Below are 25,341 nucleotides of genomic sequence, written 5' to 3'. Positions count from 1 at the left end.
CCAACATTGCAAAAGGGAAAGCAGCCAAGGCCAGCACTCTGGAAGGAAGCGGCTACGAAGCGTCCAAAGCGTTCGACGGCAACGTCTCCACCCGCTGGGCGAGCAAGGAAGGAAGCGACCCGCAATGGATTTATGTCGATCTCGGGAAGACGTACAGCGTCAATAAAGTGAAGCTGAACTGGGAAGCCGCCTACGGCAAAAACTACAAAATTCAAGTATCGAACGATAGCGGCTCGCCGGCGAATTGGACGGACGTATATACGAAGACGAACGGGAAGGGCGGAGTCGAAGAGATCACCTTTGCCGCGCAGGATGCCCGTTATGTCCGGATGTACGGCACGGCAAGAGGCACGTCCTACGGGTATTCGCTCTACGAATTCGAAGTGTACGGCTCGAGCGGAAATTGAGGGAATACGCAGCATCCTTCCGTCCGATTGATTGATTGAAGATTTTGGCGTGTGTATACGCTATAAAGTAGCATCGTAAAAATCTGGAGTGGCGGGATTCGCGGGATGGGATTCCGCCGCCACTCCGAGTACGGAAGTTCCTCTATCTGCCTCTTTTTAACTCCTCCTCATAAGGTGTCGAATTCGTCCGCCACAATAGCCTTTTCGTTCCTAATGTATCTTTTTTTCGATTGTAAGCGTTCTATTGTTAAGGTTTTATTTTGTTTTTGGTAATTCGTGGACAACGGGCGTTTGACGGGATTAGACTGATGAATGTTCGGACTTCAGCTGTGCGAAACAACATTGATTAGAGGAGCAGTCATCATGATATCCAAAAAGTGGAAACGTACCTTGTCCCTTGTTCCCTTGTCCATTTGTATCCTTGGTCAAGGCCTGCCTGACGCAACTGTGTATGGAGCGCCGGCCGACTTAGGAAGTCAAGCAAGTCCGTCTGCCGGAAAATGGATGACGGGCGAATACCACGCGCACACCTTTCAGTCCAACGATGCGCAGGAATCTCTGGAACACGTGCTGGATTCCGCATTCGATCAACATGGTTTCGATTGGCTAGCCCTTGCCGATCATTTGAGAATGTCCAATCGGGACGACAACGGAAACGACATTCCCGGAGGACCGGTTCCTTTCTCCAAAGGTCTTGCCCAGTATCAGGCCCCTAAAATCAAACAATTGCAGGAGTCGGGCAAGTACAAGGATAAAATTATTTTTTCGGGCTTCGAATGGGACATGCCAAAATACGAGCACGTGGGCATCGGCATCGTCACCGACAATCCGGGTTCGCCCGAGGCGCTGAAAGCCGTAAGCCAGTTCGAATATTTATTCACCGACCGGGACGAAAGCCTGTTCGATCCGGCGGACGTTGCCGCCTGGAAAGCGCAGCACAACCGCGCCTACTCCACGCGCGACGACGCGCTGACCGCGCTGCGGTGGCTGCGTGAAAAATATCCCGAGACCAGCTACGCGATCTTGAATCACCCTTCGAGAAAAGGCGTTTATACGATTGCCGATATCCGGGATTTTAACAGTGCGGCACCGAATATCGTTTTCGGATTCGAGGGCATGATCGGCGGACAGATGGAACCCGACCGGGGCGGCTTCAACCTGACCACTCCGGCGAACCGGTCCTATGGCGGAACGGATTACATGGTCGCCAAGCTTGGAGGCGTATGGGATTCGCTGTTAGGGGAAGGAAGAAGATTCTGGAACTTTTCCAATTCGGATTTTCATTTCAAAATCAGCGGTAACCGCTTGTACTCCAGCGGATATTGGCCGGGCGAATACTCCAAGAACTATACGTGGGTGAACGGTTCCGATATGAAGGCGGTTGTGGCCGGCATGCGGTCGGGAAAATCGTTCTCCGTATACGGCGACCTGATTGACGCGCTTGATTTCACGATTGCCGGTGACGGACGCAAGGAAGAAATGGGCGGAGAGCTTCAGGTGAAGGAGGGGGATAACCTCCAGCTTACGATCCGGTTCAAAACTCCGAAACAAAACAATAACGGCGATCCCGTTCAAGTTGATCATGTCGATCTGATTTCCGGCGACGTGACGGGCCTGGCCCAACCGGGCACCTCCGAGTATAACAAGGACACGAACGATTCGACCAAGGTGTTGAAGCGCTTCACGAGCGCAGACTGGACGACGGATGCGGAAGGGTACCATGTTATCAGCTACAATTTGGGAACGGCAAGCAAGAATCAGTACTTTAGGCTCAGAGGAACGAATCTGGGACTCAATGTCGAGGGAGAAACAAGCAACGGGGAGCCGCTGATCGATCCGAAAACGGATATCGCCGATAACGAAACCCGTTTCACCGAAATTAACAAGCGGAATTACCGGGACCTATGGTTTTATTCCAACCCGATCTTCGTAAACGTGGCGGCCTACAGCGATCAGCAGGCTGTCGACGATACGAAGCAATCGTTGTCCTTGGGCGATATTAGCCAAGTCGCTTCCGATCTCCAGCTGCCGACGACAGGCAAGCATGGGGCAACCATCTCGTGGAAAAGCTCCAATCCTAAGCACATGACCGATGACGGCAAAATCGTATCGCGTCCCTTGCAGGATACGGCACTCACGTTGACCGCTACGATCCAGCGCGGAAATGCCGCAGCGAGCCAAGCTTTTGCGGTGAATTTGAAAGGAACTTCCCTGGAGCTTCACGGTACGTGGAAGACAGCGGACGGACAGCCGTATTCCAGCGGCGCCTGGACGAATCAAAGCGTTACGGGCAGCGTCTATGCCAGCGTATACGGAAGCGTGTATGGGGCGGGTCCCGACCTGGAGCTATCTACCGACAACGGACAGAATTATAAATCCTATCAGAGCAACAGCAACATTGAGATTTCTCAAGAAGGCGTGCATTCGCGGCTATTCCGGGCCATCGATGCTTTTGGAAACAAAGCGTTGCTTCCGTTGACCGTAAAAATCGACCGTACGCCTCCGGTTATCACGCTCAAGGGAGATCCGACCGTGAATCTGACCGTCGGTGCGGCCTACGTCGAGCAGGGCGCTTCCGCTGCCGATAACTTCGGGGTGGACGGCGATGTCGTCATCACCGGAGCCGTCGATACGCATACGGCGGGAACCTACACGGTGCATTACAATGCCCGGGATCTGGCGGGGAATCGTTCCGCCGAGGTACGGCGTACGGTCATCGTAGCGAAAGCAGCGGACAGCAGCGATTCAAGCGATGATTCTGGAAGCTCCGGCTCCGGCAGCGGCAGTTCGAGCTCGACGAACGGCAATTCGGGCAGCACGACAACCCAACCGCCGGCTGGCGATAAACCGGAACGTCCTGTCTCTTTGGAGCTTGAGGTTAACGCGAAGCAATCGTCCAAAGGCAGCATCAAGGACGTAGTGACTATCGAAGTTCCGGCAGGCGCCTTGCCATCGAACGGCACCATTCGGGCCAGCATTCTGTCCGCGAAGGAGGCTCCTTCCGCCGGGAATCTGCGGGCGGTGAGTCCGGCGATCGAATTCACAAGCACGACCGGTCATACCTTTAATCAACCGATCGCCCTGACGTTCCATTATAACGCGAGTCAATTGCTTCAGGGGCACCAGCCAGCGGTGTATTATTATCACGAGCAGCAAAAGCGCTGGATTTATATCGGCGGGACCAACCGTGCGGACGGAACCGTCACCGTGAACGTTAACCATTTTACGAAGTTCGCCGTATTCGATTATCAGCCGGCCGCTTTCCCGGATTTGGCCGGACATTGGGCGGCGCCGTATGCCGACCGTTTGATTGGGATGAACGTCATCCAAGGGTTTGAAGACCGGATGTTCCGCCCGGAAACGCAAGTAACGCGCGGGCAATTCGCGAAAATGATGGCGGAAGCGCTCGGTCTTCAAGCCTCCGCGGACGCCTCCGGGTTTGCCGATGACCCGCAAATTCCGGGATGGGCGAAATCCGGCGTAGCCGCAGCGGTCAAAGGGGGCCTGATCCACGGATATGAGGAAAACGGCCGCACGTGGTTCAAAGCGGACCAAACGATCACCCGGGCGGAAATGTCCGTGATGATCGCGAATGCGTTGAACTCCGGCGGAATCAAACCGGTGAACCAAACCAAGGCATTCCGGGATGCCGCGGGCATTCCGACTTGGGCAGAAGCATCTGTGAACGCCTCGGTATCGGCCGGGATCGTGAGCGGGTATGAGGATGAAACGTTCCGCGCCGGTCAAACGGCTACGAGAGCAGAGGCGGCAACGATGATTTACAAGCTCTTGGAAGCTTTGAAGCTGTAGCCGACCCATTCGTACCATCTCTTTCATAAACGTAGAAAGCCTGACAGGGAATCCTGTCGGGCTTTTTGCTTTTGTCGGGTTATATGGGGGAATCCGCGATTGCGTCTTTTGCACGTTTTCCGGCAGTGTGTTGAAGAGCTTCGGAACCATCCTTTATAATGAGCTTTAATGATAATAATAATCGTTATCAATAAAAACATTGGAGCGAAATAAGGATGCGCGATCTTTATCAAATGAACGATATCGAGCGGCTGTCGGCGGGGAATGATTCGCACAGACGTTGGATAGATTCCTATACCTTTATTGTTGCTGAGGAGGGGAAGGGCGAGCTGAGCATCGACGGCTCGCGAATGCTGGTGGATTCCGACACCGTGTTGTTCTGCAACCCCGGAAGAATGATCGAATACCGCGCTGCCCCCGGGAGCGGCTTGCTGCTGGACTTGGTTACGTTTCGCATGTTCACTTCACTAGGTCAAGAAGAACGGCCCGCGGGACAAGCGGCGTATAGCGAAAGGCGGAGCCCGTGGCTCCCCGACGGCAAGCTGTCCCCGGAGTCCCCTTACCGGATCGGGATGCTCGTCAAGGAGCTGAGAGCGCTCCGCAGCAATGATGCGGGGGCCGAGCCGTTTCGGCAGGAGATGCTGCTTTACGAGCTGCTTCACCTACTGGTGCCGGGCCGCCGTACCGACTCGGAGCCGGAAGTCCGGCCGTCGCGCAAGGGGATCGAGCTAGCCATCGACTATATGCATAAGCATTACCGGGAAGAAATCAGCCGGGACATGCTCGCGCATATGACCGGCTTTCACCCGCGCTTTTTTTCGATGCTGTTCAAGCGGGAAACCGGACACAGCTTCTCCGACTACTTGGCCCGCATCCGGATCGACCGGGCGAAGGAGCAGCTGCTGCTGACGGGCGGGAGCCTGAACGACATTGCCCGCAATGTCGGCTATGCGGACGGATTTTATCTGAGCCGCAAATTCAAGCAGGTCGTCGGCGTATCACCGACAGGCTATGTGCGCGAACCGAAAAAAATCGTCGTCTACGATCTGGTCGGACATCTGCTCGCTCTGGGCATCAAGCCGCTCGGCGCTTCGTACAATCAAGGACTGAGCAGTCTGGCGCTGCTGAAGGAGGAGTTGGCGGGCACGCCGGATGTCGGCTATACGTCCGTGGAGCCGATGCTGGAGCTCGAGCCGGAGCTGATCATCGCGACGGACTGGCTGGACCGCGGCATGATCGAGCAGTTGCACAAAATCGCGCCGACGCTTGTATTTCATAGCGGAGACCCGTTCGAGAGATTCAAGTCGCTGGCGGACATCCTGAACCGGAGACGGGAAGCGGAAGCGTTCATTGCCCGGTATGAGGAGAAAGGGAAGCGGGCGCGGGCGGAGCTGCACGGTCTTATCGCACCAGACGAGACGGCGGCCGTCTACGAGATTTGGGCCGACTGCCTCTGGGTCATGTGCGAATCGTTCGGAAGGGGCGTCTACAATTTGTACAAGCCGCTCGGATTCACTCCTCCGCCGAAGGTGAAACGGGACGTGCTGGACATCGGCCAGCCGAAAAAAATTACGCTCGAAGAGCTGCCGAACTATGCGGCCGATCATATGTTCATCAGCGTATACCCGGAGAACGGCGGGGCCGAAAGTGCGAGAAAAGTAATGGAGAGCGACATCTGGAAGCAGCTCCCTGCCGTACGGCGCAACCGGGTATATTCGATTGAACTGGACGTGATTCATTCCGTTGACGTGCTGTCGCTGGAAAAGCAGCTTGATATCCAGACGCAATTGCTGAAGTCCGCCCTCCGGTGACCTTTTGTCCATGAAAATGATGATCATAGGATATGGTCATTCCGCCTTGGACTGATACAATACGAGATGGGATTTAAAATGATAATCATTATCATTGACATCGGAGGGGGACTATGCGTCACATCAGCATCAAACAGATGGTATGGCTAGGGCTGCTTTTCGTCGTGATGGCGGCCGTTATCACAGCTTGCAGCGGCGGGGCGGAGAATCCGTCGAGTACGGCAGGAAATCGCGCAGCCTCCGGGGACAAGCCGGAGACGAAAATATTCAAGGCGGAAAACGGGGAAATCGAAATTCCGACGAACCCTCAGCGGATCGTCGCGATTCAGTTTGCAGGGGACCTGCTGGCGCTTGGCATCAAGCCGGTTGGCGTGGGATCGATCGTATTGAACAATTCCGAGCAATTGAAGGACGAGCTGGCCGGAGTGGCGGACGTCGGGGACGTTTCCGTCGAGAAGGTGCTGGAGCTGTCGCCGGATCTCATCGTTGCGCCGAGCTATTTGCCGCCTGAAGTAACCGAGAAGCTTGGCAAAATCGCGCCTACGGTGACTCTTCCGTGGGGAGGCTTCGCCGGTTCAGACCCGCTCGAAGAAGTGCGCACGTTCGGCCGCATGCTCGGCAAGGAGAAGGAAGCGGAAGCCTGGATCGCGCGCTACAAGGAGAAGGCCGCGCAGGCGAAGCAGAAGCTGGCCGGAGTCATCGGTCAGGGAGAGACGGCGGCTTCCTACGAAATCTGGGCCAAAAATTTATGGATCTGGGACAAAAATCAGCGGGCCGGGTACAATTTGTTCGCCACGCTCGGGTTAACGCCGCCGGACAAAGTGAAGAAGGACGTTTTCGAGCCGGGCAAGAGCCGGGACATCTCGCAAGAGGTGCTTCCGGAATATGCCGCGGACCATATGTTCATTACAGTGTATCAGGAGGACGGCGGAGCGGAACGGGCCAAGGAGCTGATGGACAACCCACTGTGGAAAAACCTTCCTGCGGTTAAAAGCAATCGGGTGTATTTGCTTAATTTGAAGCAATTCTGGTTTTCGGACGGACTGTCGCTGGAGAAGCAGCTGGACATTTTGACGGAAACGATCTTGTCCCGGAACCAAAAGTAAACGCCGGTTCATTTACAATTTATTTAATTGCGCTTGATGCTCCGATAACAAACCGCAGTACAATTAAGAAGTGTAAGGACAGCCGAATAAGCAGGGTACGAGACGAGGAGAAAACCCTTTTATACAGCAAACGGAGACGCCGATTCGGCGCACCCCCTCTGTTTGATGGATAGAAGGGTTTTTTGTCATGTTCACAAGAAGGGAGCCGTGCATACCGAACCGGATGTTGCTAGGATTAACGCTCTGAAAGCAGAAACGGGACCAAAATGACCTACCAAGACGATAGGAAAGGACAGAACCTACCATGATACGTCATGCCAAATCGTTCTACGTATTTCTCATTATCGCATTGCTTAGCGGGACGATTCCGGTCGGCCTTGTTCCGGGACAAGCCGAAGCCGCCGACACGGGACGAAAGTCGATGGTCGCCAAAAAGACGAAGAACGCCCCCGCGATTGACGGTCAGCTCGACGATTCCGTCTGGAGCATCGATCAGCCGCTAAGCGTCCGCACAGGGGATAGCGTCTTCAAGGAGTCCAAATTCGGTCTCCTATGGGACAATCAATATCTCTATATCGGCGTGAAGGCCGACGACGATATGTTGATCCATAACGGACCGGGCTATTGGTTCGAGCAGGATAATATCAATCTGTTCTTCGATCCGACGAATCACCGCTCGGCTCCGTTTGCAAGCGAGGACATGCAGCTCGGATTCGTATATCAGCCGGGCTCGACGACGCCGGAGTTTCACTTCGGCGCAGCGCTGAATAATCATAGCGGGAAGGACGAGAAAAAAATACTGCGTGCCATCCGCACGACCGGCAGCGGCTGGACGCTCGAAGTGGCCGTGCCGTGGGATATGCTCCAGCTTGACCCGAGGCGGAACAAACAGTTCGGATTGGAAGTCGGCACGACCGACCGGTACGATGCCGCAGACCCAGCGAAGCAAAGGTCGAGTTATTGGAGCGCTTACAACACCACATCGTTCTGGAACGACACGTCCGGGTACGGCACCGTAACGCTGGACGACGGCCATCCGGTGACCGGAGCGGTGAATCCGGTGCTTTTGCACGAGACGTTTGACGGATATCCGTCAGGCCAGCTTCCCTTCGGCTGGATTTCCGATGTGAATGCGGGAAGCAATCCGTTTACGGTCGTGCAGGATACATACGGCAACGGGCGAATGGTATTTGACGGGAGCGCGTCGGGCAAACAAGCCCGGGCGATTGCGCCGGTGCAGTGGGACAACTACGTCGTTGAAGCGGATGTCCGGTTCGAGAACGTGCTGGATGCGGGACGCTGGGCTTCGATCATGTTCCGCGGAGCCGCGAGCGGCAAGGCCCCGTATAATCAGATGGCCGTCCGGCAAAACGGCACCTACGAAATCGCCTACCGGAAGCCGGATAACGGATGGTTCAGTCCTACGCCTGTGAGCGGGATGTGGAAGCCGCTTGCCTTGAATAACGATTACACGATGAAAGTCCGTGTCTTTGACAACAATGTCAAAGAATATATCAAAGCGAAGAGCGATGCGGACTTTACGCTGTTGACCGACAAGACCCTGAGTCCGAATGTGCTGCTGGAACGCGGCAAAATCGGCTTGCAGGCCGACCAGAGCAAAGTGTCGTTCGATAATGTGAAGGTCACGCGGATCACTGCCGACTGGCTTGATCTGGCGATCCCGTCGACGATGGAAGCGTTGACCGGACCGCTGAGCGTGACCGGCAGCGTCTACTTCTCGGACGGCGTCACGGAAGCGGTCTATAGCGACCGGCTGAAGCTGTATTCCTCCGACGAGAGTACGATCAAAATTGTGGACGGCAAGCTGTATCCGGTCAAAGCGGGGAAAGCGACGATTCAAACGGTTTTCGCTAATGCCGAAGCTGTGCAGGAGATTACGGTTACGCCGTCGGCGATCGGGGCAAAAGTCGTTTCGCTCAAGCATAACGAAGGCTACATGCTGGGCACGGCAGGCGGAGCGATCGATCTTCAATCCATTGTATTTCAATCGGAGCTTAGTGATTTTACCTCAGGCACGATAACCGGCGACCGTTTAATTTGGAGCTCGGGCAGCGGCGGGATCACGATAGAAAACGGCAAGATCAATGTCAAGCAAAAAGGCGTCCACACGCTGACCGCTTCCATCGATAGCGCTGCGATTTCGTTCCTCGTCGTGGCCAAAGAAGCCGGCGACGCCGAGTACGTACTGTACGAGGAGAACTTCGACGCTTTGCCGGACGGCGCGCTGCCGCCGGGCTGGACGAGAATCGAAGGCACGACGTCCGGTGCGTCCGTTGTGAAAGCCGGCGCATTCGAGCTGAATGCGAGCTCGGCCCCGGACAACCCGTCGCGCGTGCTGCTTCCGGACTATTTGAAGCTGTTCGGCAATTATAAAATCGAAGCGGACGTCACCCATCTGTCGGCCAACGATGCGGCGAGATGGCATTCGATCATGTTTCGTATCCAAAATAACGATCACCCTTATTACCAAATGGCGGTCCGCCAAGACGCGACGGCGTCCAACGGCGTCGAATTCGCCGAGCGGACCCCGGCGAACGGCTGGAACGTGACGGACCGCGGCTCGAATAGCGAAGTGATCGACCCGGCAAAAATGTACCGTTACACGGTCAAAGCCTACGGCAACCGGGTGCAGGAACTGATCGACAATCGCGTGATGATCAACACCGACGCGGCCTCCGCTTACGCCAAGGGCGGAATCGGCTTGCAGGCGAACGGCAGCAGGATGAAAGTGGACAACATCCGCATTACACTGCAGCAGGAGGCGCTGCCGCCGATGCCGACGGACCGCTTCGTGAACGTCACCGAGCCGGAGACGAAAATTTCGCTAGCACCGTCCGTTGTCAAGGAGGTTCGCAGCGCAGCGGATCTGGCAAGCTTGAACGGGCCCACCCTGCCGGCGACGGTGATTTTGCATGTGAACCCTGAGTTGAAGGTGACTGACCCGTCAAGCGCGAACGTGCTCGGAAGCTTGGACGAGGTGCTGGCTTCGCTCGGCACCCGGATGATTCCGGCGTTCTATGTGAAGGGCGAGCAAGCCGCCGATAAGCTGGCCGACTATGTGCAGCGGACCGAGCTGGAAGATGCGTTCGTCGTCTCGGACCGCGGCGAACTGGTCAAGCGGGTAAGAACGGCGTACCCGATGATCCGGGGCATTGTCGATTACAGCGGATTGAATAACTTGACACCGGAAAGCCTGCTCGATATCCGCAGAAAAACAACGGTCAATCAAGCAAAAATTGCCATTCTGCCTCAAAGCGCGGCTTCGATCGACAATGTCGCTTATTTGCAGCAGCGGCTGATCGCGGTATGGGCCAAGGAAACGGCAAGCGCAGCGGACAAAAGCGTGTCGATCCACCAGCTGATCACGGCAGGAACGAACGGCATCGTGACGGATTCCCCGGCGGCGGCCTTCGATGCACTGAAAGTGTACTCCAACCAGACGACGCTGGTCCGTAAGCCTTATGTGATCGGTCATCGGGGCATTCCGTCGGAGGCTCCCGAGAATACGATCGAGAGCAATGAGCTTGCCGTCGATTACGGGTCCGACTTTATCGAGAACGACATGTATGTAACGACGGACGATCACCTCGTCATTATTCACGATGCTGTTCTGCAAAATACGACGAACGGGTCCGGCAAGGTCGAGGAGCATACGCTGGAACAGATCAAGGCGCTCAACGCGAGCAAGCCGAAGCCTGGCTATAAGGAAACGAAAGTTCCGACGCTGGACGAGCAGATCGATCTGGCCAAAAGACGCGGCATTATGGTTTATGCTGAAATTAAAACGAGCAATCCGCGAGCAGTTGACGTGCTGGTGAAGCTGATCAAGGAGAAGAACGCGGAGCACTTGCTCAACGTCATGTCGTTCGACCCGAACCAGTTGAAGCGGCTCGCCGAGCAAATGCCGGGGATGCCGCTAGGACTGCTGCACAGCGGCTTCGATACCTCGAATGTCAACAAATCGCTGCGCGAAACGTTGAAGATCGTTCAGAAGCAGAACGTCACGTATAACGTAGGGTATACCGGACTGAAGAAGGACTATATGGAAGCGGCCAAGCACCGGGGCATCTTTATTTCCCCGTGGACGATCAATATCGAGAAAGATTACAAGAGCATGTTTGCGATGGGCGCTTACGGCTTGACCACCGATTATGCAAGCTACTCTAAAAACTGGGCCGCTTCGGTTCTCCCGGAGAAGGACAACTACCTCCTGGCTCAGAATGAAAATGTAACCGTCTCGGCGCAAGTGTATTCCTACGCTCGCGTGAAAACGAGCGTCACTCCGGACATCGTCCTGCTGGACGGACATGATGTCGTAGACGTGAACGGCGGCAAGGTTACGGCCAAAAAGCCGGGAACGGCGCACGCCTTGCTACGGTATACGGCGTCGATGGACGCAAGCAGCAAGTACGATCTGTATACGCAGCCTGTTACTTTTGAAGTGAAGGGCGATGGCAGTAACGGCGGAGGGAACAATGGCGGAGGGAACAACGGCGGAGGAAACAACGGCGGAGGAAACAACGGCGGAGGCGACAACGGCGGAGGCAACACCGGTAGCAGCGACAGCGACGACGATAGCGGCAGCACCGGCGGGAAGCCGACGGAAGGCGCAGGCAAGCCCGATGTCCCTGCGGTCAAGCCGGGAGCGGTGCTTGAAGCAAGCGGCGGTAAAGTAGACGCCGACACGCTGAAGGAGGCATTCCGTGCCAACTCCGGCGTCGAAGTGAAATTTACCGGCGATAAGCTGGAGCTGGCGGCGGCAGGGCTATCCAACGATGCGAGCCGCAAAAACGGCGCGACGCTTGCGGTAACCGGGGATAGCGGCCGCTATACGCTGCCATTGGACGCACTGAAGCTGGAAGCTCTGGCTCAGCAGCTCGGTTCGGCGGTAAGCGATATGTCGATCCGTTTTGCGTTCAAGAAGCTAAGCGGCAGCGAACGCGACGAGATCAAGATGGCTGCAAACGGCGTGTCGGTCGCAGACGGCGTCCATCTCTCGGTGGAGGCGGCGAACAAAGAAGGCCGCACGGTGCCGGTACCGTTCGGGTCCGCACCGGTCACATACCAGCTGCTTCTTGGCAAAGCCGTGGACCGGTCCAAAGCGACCGGAGTCCTCTATGACCCGGTAACGAAACGGGTGCGCTTCGTTCCGACCCTCTTCGATACGAGGAACGGACAAACGGTTGCGACACTGAAGCGGAGCGGGAACGGCACGTATGCCATTATCGAAATGAACAAAAGCTTTGCGGATATGACTAACCATTGGGCGCAAGCGGATGTCGAGCTGCTCGCTAATAAGCTCGTTGTTGAAGGGGTCAGCGACAACCGGTTCGAAGGCGATCGCCCGATCACACGCTCGGAATTCGCAGCGCTGCTTGTTCGCGCATTGGGTCTCAGTCCTGCGACAGCACAAGGCGGGTTTAACGATGTGCCTCCCGGGGCCTGGTATGCAGGGGATGTAGCAACTGCGGCGGCAGCAGGGCTCATCAGCGGGTATGAGGACGGAACGTTCCATCCGGACCGGCAAATTAAGCGAGAAGAACAGGCGGCCATGCTGATCCGCGCCATGTCTTATGCAGGATTGGAGACGCAAATATCGCAGGCGAAGCAGAGCGAGGTTTTGGCGCCGTTTAAGGACGCCAGCAGTTTGGGCTGGTCGAAGGCTGAAGTAACGGCTGCGATTCATGCCGGTCTGATGAACGGAATGACGGCGGAGACGCTCGAAGCTGGCGGAATCGCAACGCGGGCTCAGTCCGCGGTAATGCTGAAGCGTTTCTTGAGCAAAGCGAACTATATCAATTAACGCTTAGAGATGAAACTTTGTTGGAAGCGAGTCTGCCCGGGCCACCAAGCCTGGGTAGACTTTTTTCATAAGCTGTTCTAGCGTAGATTGCCCGCCATTCGGGTTTCCTCTATAATGAAAACTATGAGAATCATTCTCATTTAAAATGACGTCTATCACAGTTAGAGATCGGCAGGAGTATGCATTATGGAATCGACCCGTTTTCACGACATATTTGATCAATACTTTCATGGGATGCAGCTATCCTGTGCCCTTCCGGACAGGAAGGAACGGATGCCGCTGTCCGAACCTGTGGGCGACGGTATAATCCGGCGCCTGGTCACCCGCTCCGGCATGGAAATCGTGTTATCGGATTTCCAACTGCTTAAGGACCGGACCATCCAAGTCGCTTCCGGCGGAGCCATGGTCGAGCTCAGCTTTTGTTTGCAGGGCAAGGGAGAGGTCAACGTGTCGGATGAGCGGCACGAGCTTGCTGCTGGAAGCTGCACTTTGCAATTCATGCAAGACTTCCGGGCTTCGTTTGAATACGACAAGCACGACCCGGTCCGATCGCTAGCTATCGGCATCCCGGTCTCGCTGTTCGACGACATCATGGAAGACGAATCCGAAGAGCGAAGCGTCGATTTCGGCGGACTGATCGGCAGGAGACCTTATCGCAAGTTCCAGAAGCCGATCGATGCGAGAGCTTCCTATATCATATCTCAAATGCTCGAATGCACGGACCGCACGCCGGCCCGAAAGCTGTATATGGAAAGCAAGGCGCTGGAGCTGCTTTCCCTTTACTTCGAGACGTTTCTGTTCGAACGGGAGCCGCAGACGAGGAAGGCTCGGCTGTCCAAGAGCGACTTAGACAAAGTCCGGCAAGCCGGAGAAATCTTGCTTAGGCGCATGGATTGTCCTCCTTCGCTTCTTGAGCTGTCGCGGATGGTCCGCTTGAACGATTTCAAGCTCAAGATCGGGTTCAAGGAGCTGTACGGCACAACCGTCTTCGGTTATTTGCGCGACAAGCGGCTGGAACAAGCGATGGCACTGCTGCAGAACGGCGCCGCCAACGTAAGCCGCGCGGCCAGCATCGTCGGATATGCGAATGTGAGCCATTTTTCCGAATCGTTCCGGGGCAAGTACGGGATCAATCCTTCCGAGCTCATCCGCAGACGGGCTGAGCTTGATTAGCCTTGCCGTGGGCCGTTCACCCGCCTTTGTAATTCGTTGTTCCATCGCAAAAAAATCCGCCACACCGCAATCCTATCCCTCCTTCGGTAGTGCTCGTTTTCAATGACGAGTATGATGACTAAATGATAATCATTATCAATACAGAGAGGGAGACAACAAATGAATGCTTTCAAAAGAGGGATCGCCGGTTTTACGCTGATCGCGATGGCACTCGCCTTGTTCGGTTGCAGCGGCAGCACGGGGAACGGGACGAATAGCGGTGTGCCTGCGGCCCAATCCGGCCAAGCCGGAAAGGCTCCGGAAGCGCAAACCCGCAAAATCAAGGACGCCAAAGGGGAGGTCGAAATCCCGGGCCGCCCGCTGCGGATCGTGGATATATCCGGTTCGACCGAAGAACTGCTGGTTCTGGGCTATCAGCCGATCGCAACCGGAAATACCGAGATGGGCAATCCGAAGGAGCTTACGCCGATATTGAAGCAACAGCTGAATGCCGATACGATCAAGACCGGCTGGTTTCAAACCGAGGTGAGCGTCGAAGCGATCGCTTCGGCCAATCCCGATCTCATTCTTGCCGGCTCGACGCAGGATAAAATTTACGACCAGTTAAGCAAAATCGCGCCGACCGTCCGGGTCCCGTACGGCTTCAACGCGTTCCGGGAGCGCTTCGCCTTCGTCGCCGGGGCGTTGGATAAAACGAAAGAAATGGAGGTCTGGATGAAAGCGTACGACGAGCAGGCCAAGCAGTTGCACGAGAAAATTACGGCGATTACGAAGGACGAGACCTTCGCGGTGATCGAGGCAACGGCCAAAGAAATTCGGATTTATTCGAAAACGGGCGTAGCGGATATGATTTTCCGGGATATGCAGCTTCCCCAAGCTCCGGGGACACCGGAACCGGACCCATGGGGAGGAAAGGTGACCAGCCTGGAAGGGCTGTCGAATCTGAACCCCGATCATCTGATTCTGATGGCCGACAGCGATAACAACGTGCTGCAGGAAAGCAAGTTGTGGAGCGGTCTGAAAGCGGTCAAGAACGGGCGCGTCTACCGCATGACAAGCAAGCAGAACTATAACGAGGCATTTTATGCCCTGGGGAAGAAAGCGCTTCTGGAGCAGCTGGGCAGCGATATTGTGCAAAAAGCCCATTAGATCCGAGCGATGGCTTGGCCTTTCCTAACCCTAAGGAGGGAGCGATCTATTGTTGTTTATCGTATAATAGAGTTTGGAACGAAAATAGTTACCCGGCAGGACGGGACGGAGGTTGGGAAATGAAGGTCAGACGAATCGTTGCCAATATTGACACCCGGAAGATCGAGGAGGCCAAAAGCTTTTATCACGACGTGCTCGGTCTTGATCTATTGATGGACCATGGCTGGATCGCCACTTATGGCTCGAACGAGGAGATGAGCGTTCAAATCAGCTTCGCCTCGGAAGGAGGTGCCGGCACGCCTACGCCCGATCTGTCCATTGAAGTCGACAATGTCGAGGCTGCGCTCGAACGCGTGAAGAAAGCCGGGTTTGTGGTCGAATACGGCCCGATGAACGAGCCGTGGGGCGTTCGGCGCTTCTTTGTCCGGGACCCGTTCGGCAAGCTTGTCAACATTCTTGCTCATGCTCAAGCCGACTAAATCGTTATAACGATTTTTTCCTTCCCATTCCGGCAACCTATTCTCGCTGAGATCGTATAGGGAATGTAGGACATGACTGGAAATCAAGGGGAGGAACCAAACGTGATTGTGGAACTGGATGTAAACGAATATTCGAAAATAACGCCTCTGTTATCGGAGGAGGACAAGGCGAATGTCGCGCTGATGAGCATTGTGGCAGGCAGCAACAAGGGCAAAATTTTCGTGGACGATCCCGAGCGCCCGAGAACGGCTATGATCTGGGCGATCGCGAGCATCGCTTTTTTCGTTGGGGATTGCCGCAATTCCGAATTTATAACACACCTGAATTCGTACATGGACCAGAAAATAAAGCAGGATTCCTTGGATATGATCGGGGGTACCTGGTTTACCGTCGCGGTTGCGGACGAAGCTTGGGATGAGACGTTAAATGAAGCGTTAACGGACTATGAATTGGTTGAGGGCGAAGATTTGGAGTTTGAATTTACGACGGATCGATATTCAAAGCTCAGACTGGCGCAGGCGGAAAGCCGCATTCAGATTACGCCGCTCGATGCCGATCTCTTAAACGATCCGGCGAACAACTTCGTTCTTGAAGACTTGAGCGAATTCTGGAATTCGACCGGTGACTTTATGGACAAAGGGTTCGGCTATTGCGTGTTGAAGGACAAGACCGTGCAAAGCGTCTGCTTCTCCGGCTATGTCTACGGGAACGGACATGACCTTGTCGTTCGCACCTATGAGGAAGAGGAGCGGCAGAAGGGGCTCGGAGCGGCGGTCACCTTCGCTTATCTCGATCATTGCGTACGCAATGGCTTAGTGCCTCATTGGACGACGGATGAGGAGAATGAGGCGTCTATTGCGCTGGCCAACAAGTGCGGTTTCGTGCTGAAGGAGAAGTCGAAGGTGTACGAATTCGAATTTTAGCTTATGTAGGGCTCGTAAGAGGGAGTATCGGTAAACCCGAAAGGCTTCCTCTTTTTTCATGTCTTCGATCGGCCTACAAAAATTCCCGAGGTCCATACATTGGAAAAAGGAAAAGCGCGAATGTTGTCGAATTTACAGTGAGGCATGACTTAACGACTAAAAACAAGCCGAAGCGGTGTTTAGGATATACAAATTATTGACTTAATGATGAATTATAGTATAATTAGGAAAAAATTACAAATTTCATTTTCATAGCTCTGTTTAGCTTATAGTCTATAGAAAAGAGCTTGGCGTGAAGGAGAAATGTCCGGACATGCTAAGTTTTTTATTTTTAGCAAAAGATGATTGCGGAGGGGAGTCTGAGGAAACGGCCATTTTAACAAAATAATTGTAAGCGTTTACTAGAAAATGACATTATTGGAAGTGGGGTATTGTTATATGGCTAATGCAATCGAGGAAAAGGACAACCGTCTGAAGCGTTCCATGAAAAGCCGGCATATGTTTATGATTTCGCTGGGCGGGGCCATCGGTACGGGCTTGTTTGTCAGTACGGGGTATTTGATCAATCAAGCCGGGCCGGGCGGTGTTGTCCTGGCCTATTTGGCCGGCGGACTTCTTATGTATTTGGTCATGCTGTGTTTGGCCGAGCTGGCGGTTGTGATGCCGGTGACGGGTTCATTTCAGGCCTATACCACCAAGTTTATAGGTCCGGCTACCGGGTTTACGATCGGCTGGTTGTACTGGATCAACTGGATTGTCGCCGTCGGCTCCGAATGGGTCGGCGCCGGGATTCTGATGACCCGATGGTTCCCCGATGTGCCCTCGTGGGTATGGATCGCGCTGTTCATTGTGCTGATGTTCCTGCTTAACGCCTTTTCCGCGAGTCTTTTTGCCGAATCCGAGTTCTGGTTCTCCAGCATTAAAGTGATCACGATCCTGCTGTTCATCTTGTTAGGGCTGGCCGCTATTGTGGGACTGATGCCATTCGAGGGGCTGAATTCGGCTCCGATCCGCTCGGGCTTCGCCCATGACGGAGGGCTGTTTCCCAACGGATTTATTCCCGTATTCATGACGATGGTCGCCGTCAATTTCAGCTATCAGGGGACGGAGCTTATCGGCATTGCTGCGGGTGAGAGCGAAAATCCCGAAGAATCGGTTCCGAGGGCGACGAGAAATACGATTTGGAGAATATTATTTTTATTCGTGGCGTCGGTCTTTGTTCTCGGTTCGTTAATTCCGTGGCAGGAGGCCGGTTTGACGGACAGTCCGTTTGTGCTTGTTTTCGATAAAATGGGCATTCCTTTTGCCGCCGATATTATGAACTTTGTTATTTTGACGGCTCTGCTCTCGGCGAGCAACTCCGGACTGTACGCTTCCTCGCGTATGCTGTGGGCGCTCTCCAAAAGCAATATGGCCAGTCCTTACTTAAGCAAGCTGACTCCACAAGGCGTACCTTTTCGGGCACTTATCGTCAGCGCCGTTATTGCATCGTTAGCTTTAATTTCAAGCGTTGTGGCTCCGGATACCGTATTTCTGTGGCTGACCGGGATTTCCGGATTCGCAGGAATTATGGTTTGGATGGGGGTCGCCTTATCGCAATATGTGTTCCGCCGCCGTTTTATTGCCGAAGGGAACAGCGTTCACGATCTGAAATACAGGGTCAAGCTATTTCCTTTTGTGCCGATTCTCGCGATCATCCTGTGCATCGTTGCGCTGGTCGGGCTAGCCTTTGACCAAGAGCAGAAAATCGTCCTTTACTATGGAATCCCGTTTACGATCGTTTGCTATTTGGTTCACTATCTGTTTTACCGGCACAAGCACCCGAAGCAAGAGCAGACGGGGAAAAGTTTATAATAGCGCTTGGCTCGAAGCCCCCAAAGGCCTATGGAAGAATGTCTTCCATGGGTCTTTTCGTTTTGTCGGGACTTAAGCCGGGGATAGTCTCTTGCTTTACACGAGGTCATCGGTTTGCTAGAATAAGATCGATTGTTAACCAATATATATTATTTTAGGTTAACAATTAAAACGATAGAGGCGGTGACGGTCATGGAAACGGCCACAACCTGCGAAGAGCTGGCGGCCTGGAATAAGGCGTACTTATGGCATCCGTTTACACAGATGAAGGACTATGTTAAAGGCGAGCCTCTCATTATCGAACGGGGCGAAGGCATCTTGCTTTATGATGTTCGGGGACGCGCTTACTATGACGGGTTTTCGTCGGTCTGGCTCAACGTGCACGGACACAACGTTCCAGAGTTGAACGAAGCGGTAGCGTCCCAACTGGCGAAAGTCGCTCACTCGACTCTGCTCGGCATGGCCAATGTGCCGGCGATCAAGCTGGCCGCGAACCTGGTGCGCATCGCTCCGGAACGGCTGACGAAGGTGTTCTATTCCGATGCCGGTGCAACCGGCGTGGAGATTGCGCTCAAGATGGCGTTCCAGTATTGGCACAACCGGGGCATCGGCCGGAAAACGAAATTTATTACGATGAACCAGGCTTACCACGGGGACACGCTCGGTGCTGTTAGCGTCGGTGCGATTCCGCTTTACCACAACATCTTCCGCCCGCTGCTGTTCTCCTCCTGCGTCATTCCGTATCCTTACGCTTACCGTACCGAAGGCGGGGCTTCCGCCGCGATGGAAGCAACGCTGTCCGCGCTGCGGGAGCTTCTGGAGTCGCGGGCGGACGAGATGGCGGCTCTCCTCGTGGAGCCTGTCGTGCAGGGAGCGAGCGGCATCATCGTCATGCCGCAAGGATGCTTGCGCGAGATTGCCGCGCTGTGCCGTAAGCACGACGTGCTGCTGATCGCCGACGAGGTGGCGACGGGCTTCGGCCGCACCGGAGCGATGTTCGCCTGCGATTTGGAGGGCGTATCGCCCGACTTGATGGTTGTTGGCAAAGGATTGACAGGCGGCTATCTGCCGCTTGCGGCGACGCTGGCGACCGACGAGATCTACTCTGCGTTTTACGCCGATTACTCGGAGCAAAAAACGTTTTTTCACGGTCATTCGTATACGGGCAATCCGCTTGGCTGCACCGTCGCGCTAGCTAGCCTCCGACTTCTCGAAGAACGAAAGATGATACATACGGTCAATGCAAAGGCCGCATTTGCGGCGAAGAAATTGGCTCCGCTTGCCGATTGGCCGCATGTCGGCGAGATCCGGCAGCAAGGTCTGATGATCGGGATCGAACTTGTCCGGGAAAAAAAGTCCCGCGAGCTTTATGCCTGGACGGACCGTATCGGCGTCCGTGTCTGCATGCGGGCGCGAGAGCTCGGTATGCTGACCCGCCCGCTCGGCAACGTGATTGTTTTGATCCCGCCTCTTGCCAGTACGGAAGCGGAGCTGGATGCGATGACGGATATTTTGGCGGCCGCGATCTACGATGTCACCGAGGAAGGCTGGGGAGCGTGACCGGGGCGCGCATAGCATCTGCGTACGGCAGCGAGAAGCTGGAAGGCCGGAAACGGTGGCGCGGAATATTCGTCACGGGCACGGATACCGGCGTCGGTAAGACGGTGATTACGGCGGCCATCGCCGCCACACTTCGCAGCGAAGGGCGGAACGTCGGCGTCTGGAAGCCGGTCCAGAGCGGGGGGCTTATCGGTAAGGGAGTCACCGACGCCGAACGGCTGCTGCGCGGGACGGATATCGCCGACCATCCGGAACAAGTCGCGCCGTTTTCGTTCGCAGCGCCGCTGACTCCGGCACTTGCCGCCGAGCAAGCCGGTGTAAGCTTGACGCTGGCCGGGCTGCTGGCGGCAGGGGAACCGTTGGCCGAACGGTACGACGCGCTGCTGATCGAAGGGGCAGGGGGCGCTGCCGTGCCGTTAACCTCCGATGCCCTCGTGGTGGACCTCATCGCCGAGCTCGGCGTTCCGGCGCTGATCATCGCCCGCTGCGGCCTGGGCACGGTCAACCATACGCTGTTAACCGCAGCGCTGCTGCGGCAGCGGGGAATTCCGGTCGCAGGCGTTGTGATGAACGAGGTCGATCACGCGACATCGCGCAACGATCCGAGCACCGCTGCGAATGCGGAGCTGATTGAGCGCTACGGCGGTCTTCGCGTGCTGGGACGGTTCCCGTGGATAAGCGGCGAAGCCAAGATGGAGAGGCTTGTGCGAGCCGTGAACCAGCATATAGACATTTCGCCGGTCCGACAAAGGTTAGAGGACGCAAGAAGTCAATAGGAGGAGAGGGAGATGAGGATGAAGGCAACCGGAATACCTGAAATACCCGAAATGCCCGAAACGGCCGCGGATTGGCAGACGTTGGCGCAAAAAGCGCTGGATGGAGAATGTTTGTCCGTCGAAGAAGGGCTCGCCGTGCTTGAGGCCGATGACGACGAAGTGCTGCCGCTGCTGCAGGCCGTTTTTCGGGTACGCAAACATTTTTACGGCAAGAAAGTCAAGCTGAACATGATTATTAACGCCAAAAGCGGCCTTTGCCCCGAGGACTGCGGCTACTGCGCCCAATCCGTCGTATCCTCCGCGCCAATCGCCAAGTACCCGCTGCTGGAAAAAGCCACGCTGCTGGCCGGCGCACGCGAAGCGATGGCCCGTCAAGCGGGAACCTACTGCATTGTCGCGTCCGGCAAAGGCCCGACGGACAAAGAGCTGGAGCAGGTCATCGAAGCGGTGAAGGAAATCCGCGCCACGATGCCGCTCAAAATTTGCGCATGTCTCGGCCTTCTGAGGGACGATCAAGCCGAACGCCTCGCGGAAGCGGGCGTACACCGCTACAATCATAACTTGAACACGAGCAGAGCGAACTACCCTTCCATCACGACAACCCATACCTACGATCAACGGGTCGAGAGCGTGGAAAAGGTGAAACGCTACGGCTTGTCCCCTTGCTCCGGCGTTATTATCGGCATGGGCGAGACGAACCGCGAAATCGTGGAAATGGCTTACGCGCTTCGGGAGCTTGAAGCCGACTCGATTCCGGTCAACTTCTTGAACGCCATTCCGGGAACTCCGCTGGAAAAAGTGGACCGTACTCCCGCGATGAAGGCGCTCAGGGTGCTAGCGTTGTTCCGGTTGATCTGCCCGTCCAAGGAAATCCGCGTGGCGGGCGGCCGCGAGGTCAATCTCCGGACGCTGCAGCCGCTTGGCTTGTACGCCGCCAATTCGCTGTTCGTCGGCGATTATTTGACGACGAAAGGGCAGGAGGCAGCGGTTGACTATCAAATGATCGAAGATTTGGGCTTTGAGATTGAAGCCTGCGCTCTTTAAGGCGGTGACGGTATGAAATGGATCGAAGACGAGCTTCAGAAGCTGGAAGATCAGTCGCTGAACCGTTCGCTGCAGATCAGCGCCACGGAATCCGGCCGTCAAGGTTACGTGCTGCGCGGACAAAAAACGCTGCTTGACCTGTCCTCCAACGATTACCTCGGTTTGGCTCGCCATCCGGCTATTGTTGACGCCATGACACAAGCGCTTCTCGCCGAAGGAGCCGGTTCCGGCGCATCGCGTCTTGTCACCGGCAACCGGCCTCCCTATGACCCTCTGGAAGAAGCTCTCGCCGCTTGGCAGCAGAGCGAGGCCGCGCTGGTTTTTGCCAACGGCTATATGACGAATCTCGGCGTCATTCAGGCGCTCGCAGGCCGCGGAGACGTCGTGTTCAGCGACCGGCTGAATCACGCGAGCATCGTGGACGGCATTGGGTTAAGCCGCGCCGACCAAGCCCGGTACCGTCACAACGACATGGAGCATTTGCGCCGGTTATTGCATAAGCACCGCGATGCAAGACGCAAGCTGATCGTCACGGACGCGGTCTTCTCGATGGACGGCGATCCGGCGCCGCTCACCGAGCTAGTAGCGCTGAAGCGGGAGTACGGAGCCATTCTCATGGTCGATGAAGCTCACAGCGGAGGCGTTTATGGAGAGCGCGGCGAAGGGCTGTGTCATGCGCTGGGGCTGCGGAGCGGCGTGGACGTGCACGTGGGAACCTTCAGCAAAGCATTCGGCGTCTACGGCGCCTACGTTTCCGGCAGCCGTACGCTCATCCGTTGGCTGGTCAATAAGGCGAGGCCGGTCATCTACTCGACGGCGCTGCCTCCGTTCGTGATCGCCGGGGTTACGGAAGCTCTGAATCTGGTGCAAAAGGAACGATGGCGGCGCGAACGGCTTGCCGCGTCCAGTCGGCAGTTCCGTTCCTCGCTACGCAAGGCAGGCTTCCAAGTCGGGCCCGGAGATTCGCCGATCGTCCCGGTTATCGTTGGAGACAACGCGACTGCCCTGCGCTTCAGCTCTGCGCTGGAAGCGGAAGGCATTGCCGCCATTGCCGTCCGTCCCCCGACGGTCCCTGACGGAACGGCGCGCATCCGCTTTTCCTTATCCGCTGCCCATACTCCAGACGACTTGGCCGATGCCGCCAGCCGCATCGAATGGGTCGCCCTTCGGCTGGGGGTGCTGGCGCGATGACGGACCCGATTCGCATTTTCGCCAACAGAACGGCGCTCGCCGCATCGGCCGGAACGCCAAAATCGGCAAAGCCGCGCGGCGCCGTCATCTTATGGTTGACCGGATGGAGCATGCCGGAAACGGTATTCGCCGAGATTCAATCGCATCTCCCGGAATTCGTTCATGTCCCGGTACAGTTCATCTGCGCCGAAACGCCGGAGCAGATGATGGCCCTGACTGAAGCGGCTTCCGTCGCTTGGTTCACCGAGTGGGACAGTACCCACCCGTGGCTTCCGACGACCTCCCGCAGAAGCAGAAAAGTCCTGATCGCCGGCTGGTCGCTCGGCGGATTGCTTGCCCTGCGTCTCGCCGCACGGGGATTCGCGGACGGTCTGGTGCTTTTCGGCGCAACCGCACAGTTTGTCCGCTCCAAGGAAGAAGCGGACCGCGGCTGGCCGGACGCGGTTCTCCGGCACATGGCGGCGGCAATCGCCAAGGACCGTCTGGCGGTAGAAACCCAGTTCCGCGAGCGGCTGCTTTCGGATGGGGAAAAGAAAGCGGGCTTCCTCCCGCAGCTGCCCCGGACAGGAGACTGGCCGACCGCAGCGCTGCTCGCCGGCATTCAGCTTCTGCGAACTGCGAATCATGTGCCGGATCTGCCGGAGATCGCTTGTCCAGCGCTTCTTGTCCACGGCAAAGAGGACAAGGTATGCCCGTACGGTGCGGCAGAGGAACTGTACGAACGTCTGTCGCAGGCGGAAATCCTGCCGGTCGAAGGCGGCGGGCATATCCCGTTTCTTGGGCGGGAAGCACATATCGCCGATGCGATAAGGAGGTGGTGGCATGGAACACAGGCTGCATTCGATTCGCCGTCGGTTTGACCGTTCCGCTAAGGCATCCTACGACGCGCACGCATGCGTTCAACGCGTCATGGCGGATAAGCTTGGCAGGTCGCTGGCCCGCTGGAAGCAGGGAGCCCGTGCAACACGGCCGCATCTGCTGGAAATCGGCTGCGGCACCGGCCTATTGACCGAGATGCTGCAGCGCGACTGGCCCGATGCGGTCATCACCGCGCTGGATATCGCTCCGGCCATGCTGGAAGCGGCGGAACGGCGCATCCGGTCCAAGGCGCCATCGGCTGCCGCAAACCAACGGCTCCCCGTAAACTTCCGTCTGGCGGATGCCGAAGCGTGGGCCGCCCAAGCGGAGCCGATGTCGTTCGATCTCATCGTTTCGAACGCTTGCTTTCAATGGCTCGCAAGCCCGCAGGAAACACTGCGGCATTTGCGGCGGCTGCTGCGTCCCGGCGGTTTATTGGCGTTCACGACCTTCGGTCCGGAGACGCTCCGCGAGCTGCACGAATCGTTTGCCGCCGTTTACCGCTCCCGCGGTCTGGAGCCGCAGCGGCACGGCCTTACGTTTCTCTCTGCCGGCGAGTGGCGTACCCTGCTTCAACATGCGGGCTTTGCGGAGGTTCGGGCTGAGAGCGCCATCCGGACCGAAGGCTATGCCTCCGTCAGCGAATTTCTGCACTCGGTCAAAGCGACGGGAGCCAGCGCATCGTCGGCGGACAGTTCGCGCGCCCTTGGCTGGCGTTCTTTATTCGAAGGTATGTTTCGGGAGTACGAAGAACGGTTCCCGGCCCCGGAAGGGATTACAGCCACGTACCAGCTTCTTTTGCTCCAAGCGGAAGTCCCCTCATGACAAAGCTTCCTGAAAACGGTAAAATGGAAAGGAAGTTACGGAGGTGGATGGCGATGTGCCGCTATGCAATGTATGGCCCGTACAAAAATATTTACGCTTGCTTTTCGTGCCGCAAAGTGTTCAAGCAAACGTCCGATTATGAGCTGAGCAAAATCGAAGTGGCGAACAGAGAGTACAAATGTCCGCAATGCGGCGAAGTCATGAACGATATGGGACACGATTTTCAAGCGCCCAAGCAGAAGGATATCAAGCAGTGGAAAAAAGTCGAGATCTTGTACGCTCACGGCTTCAGCTATCATTCTTGCGGCTGCGACGGACCGGGGTACCGGCCGGCGAAGCTGAGCGAAGTCGAATCGTTTGTGGAGGCGAAACGAACGTTCAAGACCGAAGGAGAGGTTCTGCTGCAAAAGCTGTCGGTCAAGGCGTAGGATTGGAAATCTTAATGAACGAAAAAAAGGCCGGGGATGCTTTCCCACAGGCCTTTTTTTGATGGCTTGACGGACCTTTCGGCCATTCGAACCACTAGGATTTAGTGTACCGTATTTTGGAA

Annotated in this window: 17 protein-coding genes; all 17 read left to right on the top strand. The window is 56.0% G+C overall.

Annotation, left to right across the window (positions count from 1 at the left end; translation table 11 throughout):
- Positions 1-5 precede the first annotated feature (5 nt).
- The 17 genes from NI000_RS37050 (at position 6) to NI000_RS00280 (ending at position 25,219) form a co-directional block, all read left to right on the top strand.
- The gene (locus NI000_RS37050; protein ID WP_375540934.1) at positions 6-407 is read left to right on the top strand and encodes a discoidin domain-containing protein; all 402 of its coding nucleotides are present in this window, start codon (positions 6-8) and stop codon (positions 405-407) included.
- Positions 408-770: 363 nt separating this feature from the next.
- Entirely contained in the window at positions 771-4,217 is a 3,447-nt protein-coding gene (locus NI000_RS00355) for an S-layer homology domain-containing protein (protein WP_253406756.1), read from the top strand.
- 215 nt (positions 4,218-4,432) lie between these two features.
- Positions 4,433-6,028: an AraC family transcriptional regulator gene (locus NI000_RS00350; RefSeq protein ID WP_253406755.1), complete on the top strand. Its 1,596-nt coding sequence runs from the start codon at positions 4,433-4,435 to the stop codon at positions 6,026-6,028.
- 113 nt (positions 6,029-6,141) lie between these two features.
- Complete coding sequence (locus tag NI000_RS00345; RefSeq protein WP_253406754.1) at positions 6,142-7,134, top strand: iron-hydroxamate ABC transporter substrate-binding protein; 993 nt, start codon at positions 6,142-6,144, stop codon at positions 7,132-7,134.
- A gap of 304 nt (positions 7,135-7,438) precedes the next feature.
- Positions 7,439-12,958: a glycerophosphodiester phosphodiesterase family protein gene (locus tag NI000_RS00340; RefSeq protein WP_253406753.1), complete on the top strand. Its 5,520-nt coding sequence runs from the start codon at positions 7,439-7,441 to the stop codon at positions 12,956-12,958.
- Between the two features lie 186 nt (positions 12,959-13,144).
- Positions 13,145-14,131, top strand: a complete 987-nt coding sequence (locus tag NI000_RS00335) for an AraC family transcriptional regulator (protein WP_253406752.1) — start codon at positions 13,145-13,147, stop codon at positions 14,129-14,131.
- Between the two features lie 159 nt (positions 14,132-14,290).
- Positions 14,291-15,280: an ABC transporter substrate-binding protein gene (locus NI000_RS00330; RefSeq protein ID WP_253406751.1), complete on the top strand. Its 990-nt coding sequence runs from the start codon at positions 14,291-14,293 to the stop codon at positions 15,278-15,280.
- A gap of 119 nt (positions 15,281-15,399) precedes the next feature.
- On the top strand, positions 15,400-15,759 hold the full coding sequence (locus NI000_RS00325; protein WP_253406750.1) for a VOC family protein: 360 nt from the start codon (positions 15,400-15,402) through the stop codon (positions 15,757-15,759).
- 102 nt (positions 15,760-15,861) lie between these two features.
- Entirely contained in the window at positions 15,862-16,683 is an 822-nt protein-coding gene (locus NI000_RS00320) for a GNAT family N-acetyltransferase (RefSeq protein WP_253406749.1), read from the top strand.
- A 438-nt stretch (positions 16,684-17,121) separates the two neighbouring features.
- Positions 17,122-18,537, top strand: a complete 1,416-nt coding sequence (locus NI000_RS00315; RefSeq protein ID WP_253406748.1) for an amino acid permease — start codon at positions 17,122-17,124, stop codon at positions 18,535-18,537.
- 192 nt (positions 18,538-18,729) lie between these two features.
- Positions 18,730-20,097 (top strand): adenosylmethionine--8-amino-7-oxononanoate transaminase, encoded by a 1,368-nt coding sequence (gene bioA / locus NI000_RS00310; protein WP_253406747.1) that lies wholly within the window; start codon positions 18,730-18,732, stop codon positions 20,095-20,097.
- On the top strand, positions 20,094-20,873 hold the full coding sequence (gene bioD / locus NI000_RS00305; RefSeq protein WP_253406746.1) for a dethiobiotin synthase: 780 nt from the start codon (positions 20,094-20,096) through the stop codon (positions 20,871-20,873). Before bioA ends, bioD begins: the two co-directional genes overlap by 4 nt.
- An 18-nt stretch (positions 20,874-20,891) precedes the next feature.
- A complete protein-coding gene (gene bioB / locus NI000_RS00300) occupies positions 20,892-21,917 on the top strand; it encodes a biotin synthase BioB (RefSeq protein ID WP_375540931.1) in 1,026 nt (341 codons plus the stop codon).
- Between the two features lie 12 nt (positions 21,918-21,929).
- Complete coding sequence (gene bioF / locus NI000_RS00295; RefSeq protein ID WP_253406745.1) at positions 21,930-23,108, top strand: 8-amino-7-oxononanoate synthase; 1,179 nt, start codon at positions 21,930-21,932, stop codon at positions 23,106-23,108.
- Positions 23,105-23,968: an alpha/beta hydrolase gene (locus NI000_RS00290; protein WP_253406744.1), complete on the top strand. Its 864-nt coding sequence runs from the start codon at positions 23,105-23,107 to the stop codon at positions 23,966-23,968. The genes bioF and NI000_RS00290 overlap by 4 nt, the downstream gene beginning before the upstream one ends.
- Entirely contained in the window at positions 23,931-24,791 is an 861-nt protein-coding gene (gene bioC, locus NI000_RS00285) for a malonyl-ACP O-methyltransferase BioC (RefSeq protein WP_253406743.1), read from the top strand. Before NI000_RS00290 ends, bioC begins: the two co-directional genes overlap by 38 nt.
- A gap of 53 nt (positions 24,792-24,844) precedes the next feature.
- Positions 24,845-25,219: a hypothetical protein gene (locus NI000_RS00280; protein WP_253406742.1), complete on the top strand. Its 375-nt coding sequence runs from the start codon at positions 24,845-24,847 to the stop codon at positions 25,217-25,219.
- Positions 25,220-25,341: the final 122 nt, after the last annotated feature.

Source organism: Paenibacillus tyrphae (assembly GCF_024158745.1).
In the GTDB taxonomy this organism is placed as follows: Bacteria; Bacillota; Bacilli; order Paenibacillales; family NBRC-103111; genus Paenibacillus_G; species Paenibacillus_G tyrfis_A.
The sequence above is the reverse complement of the archived record's forward strand: the minus strand, read 5'-3'. Positions and strand labels throughout refer to the sequence as shown.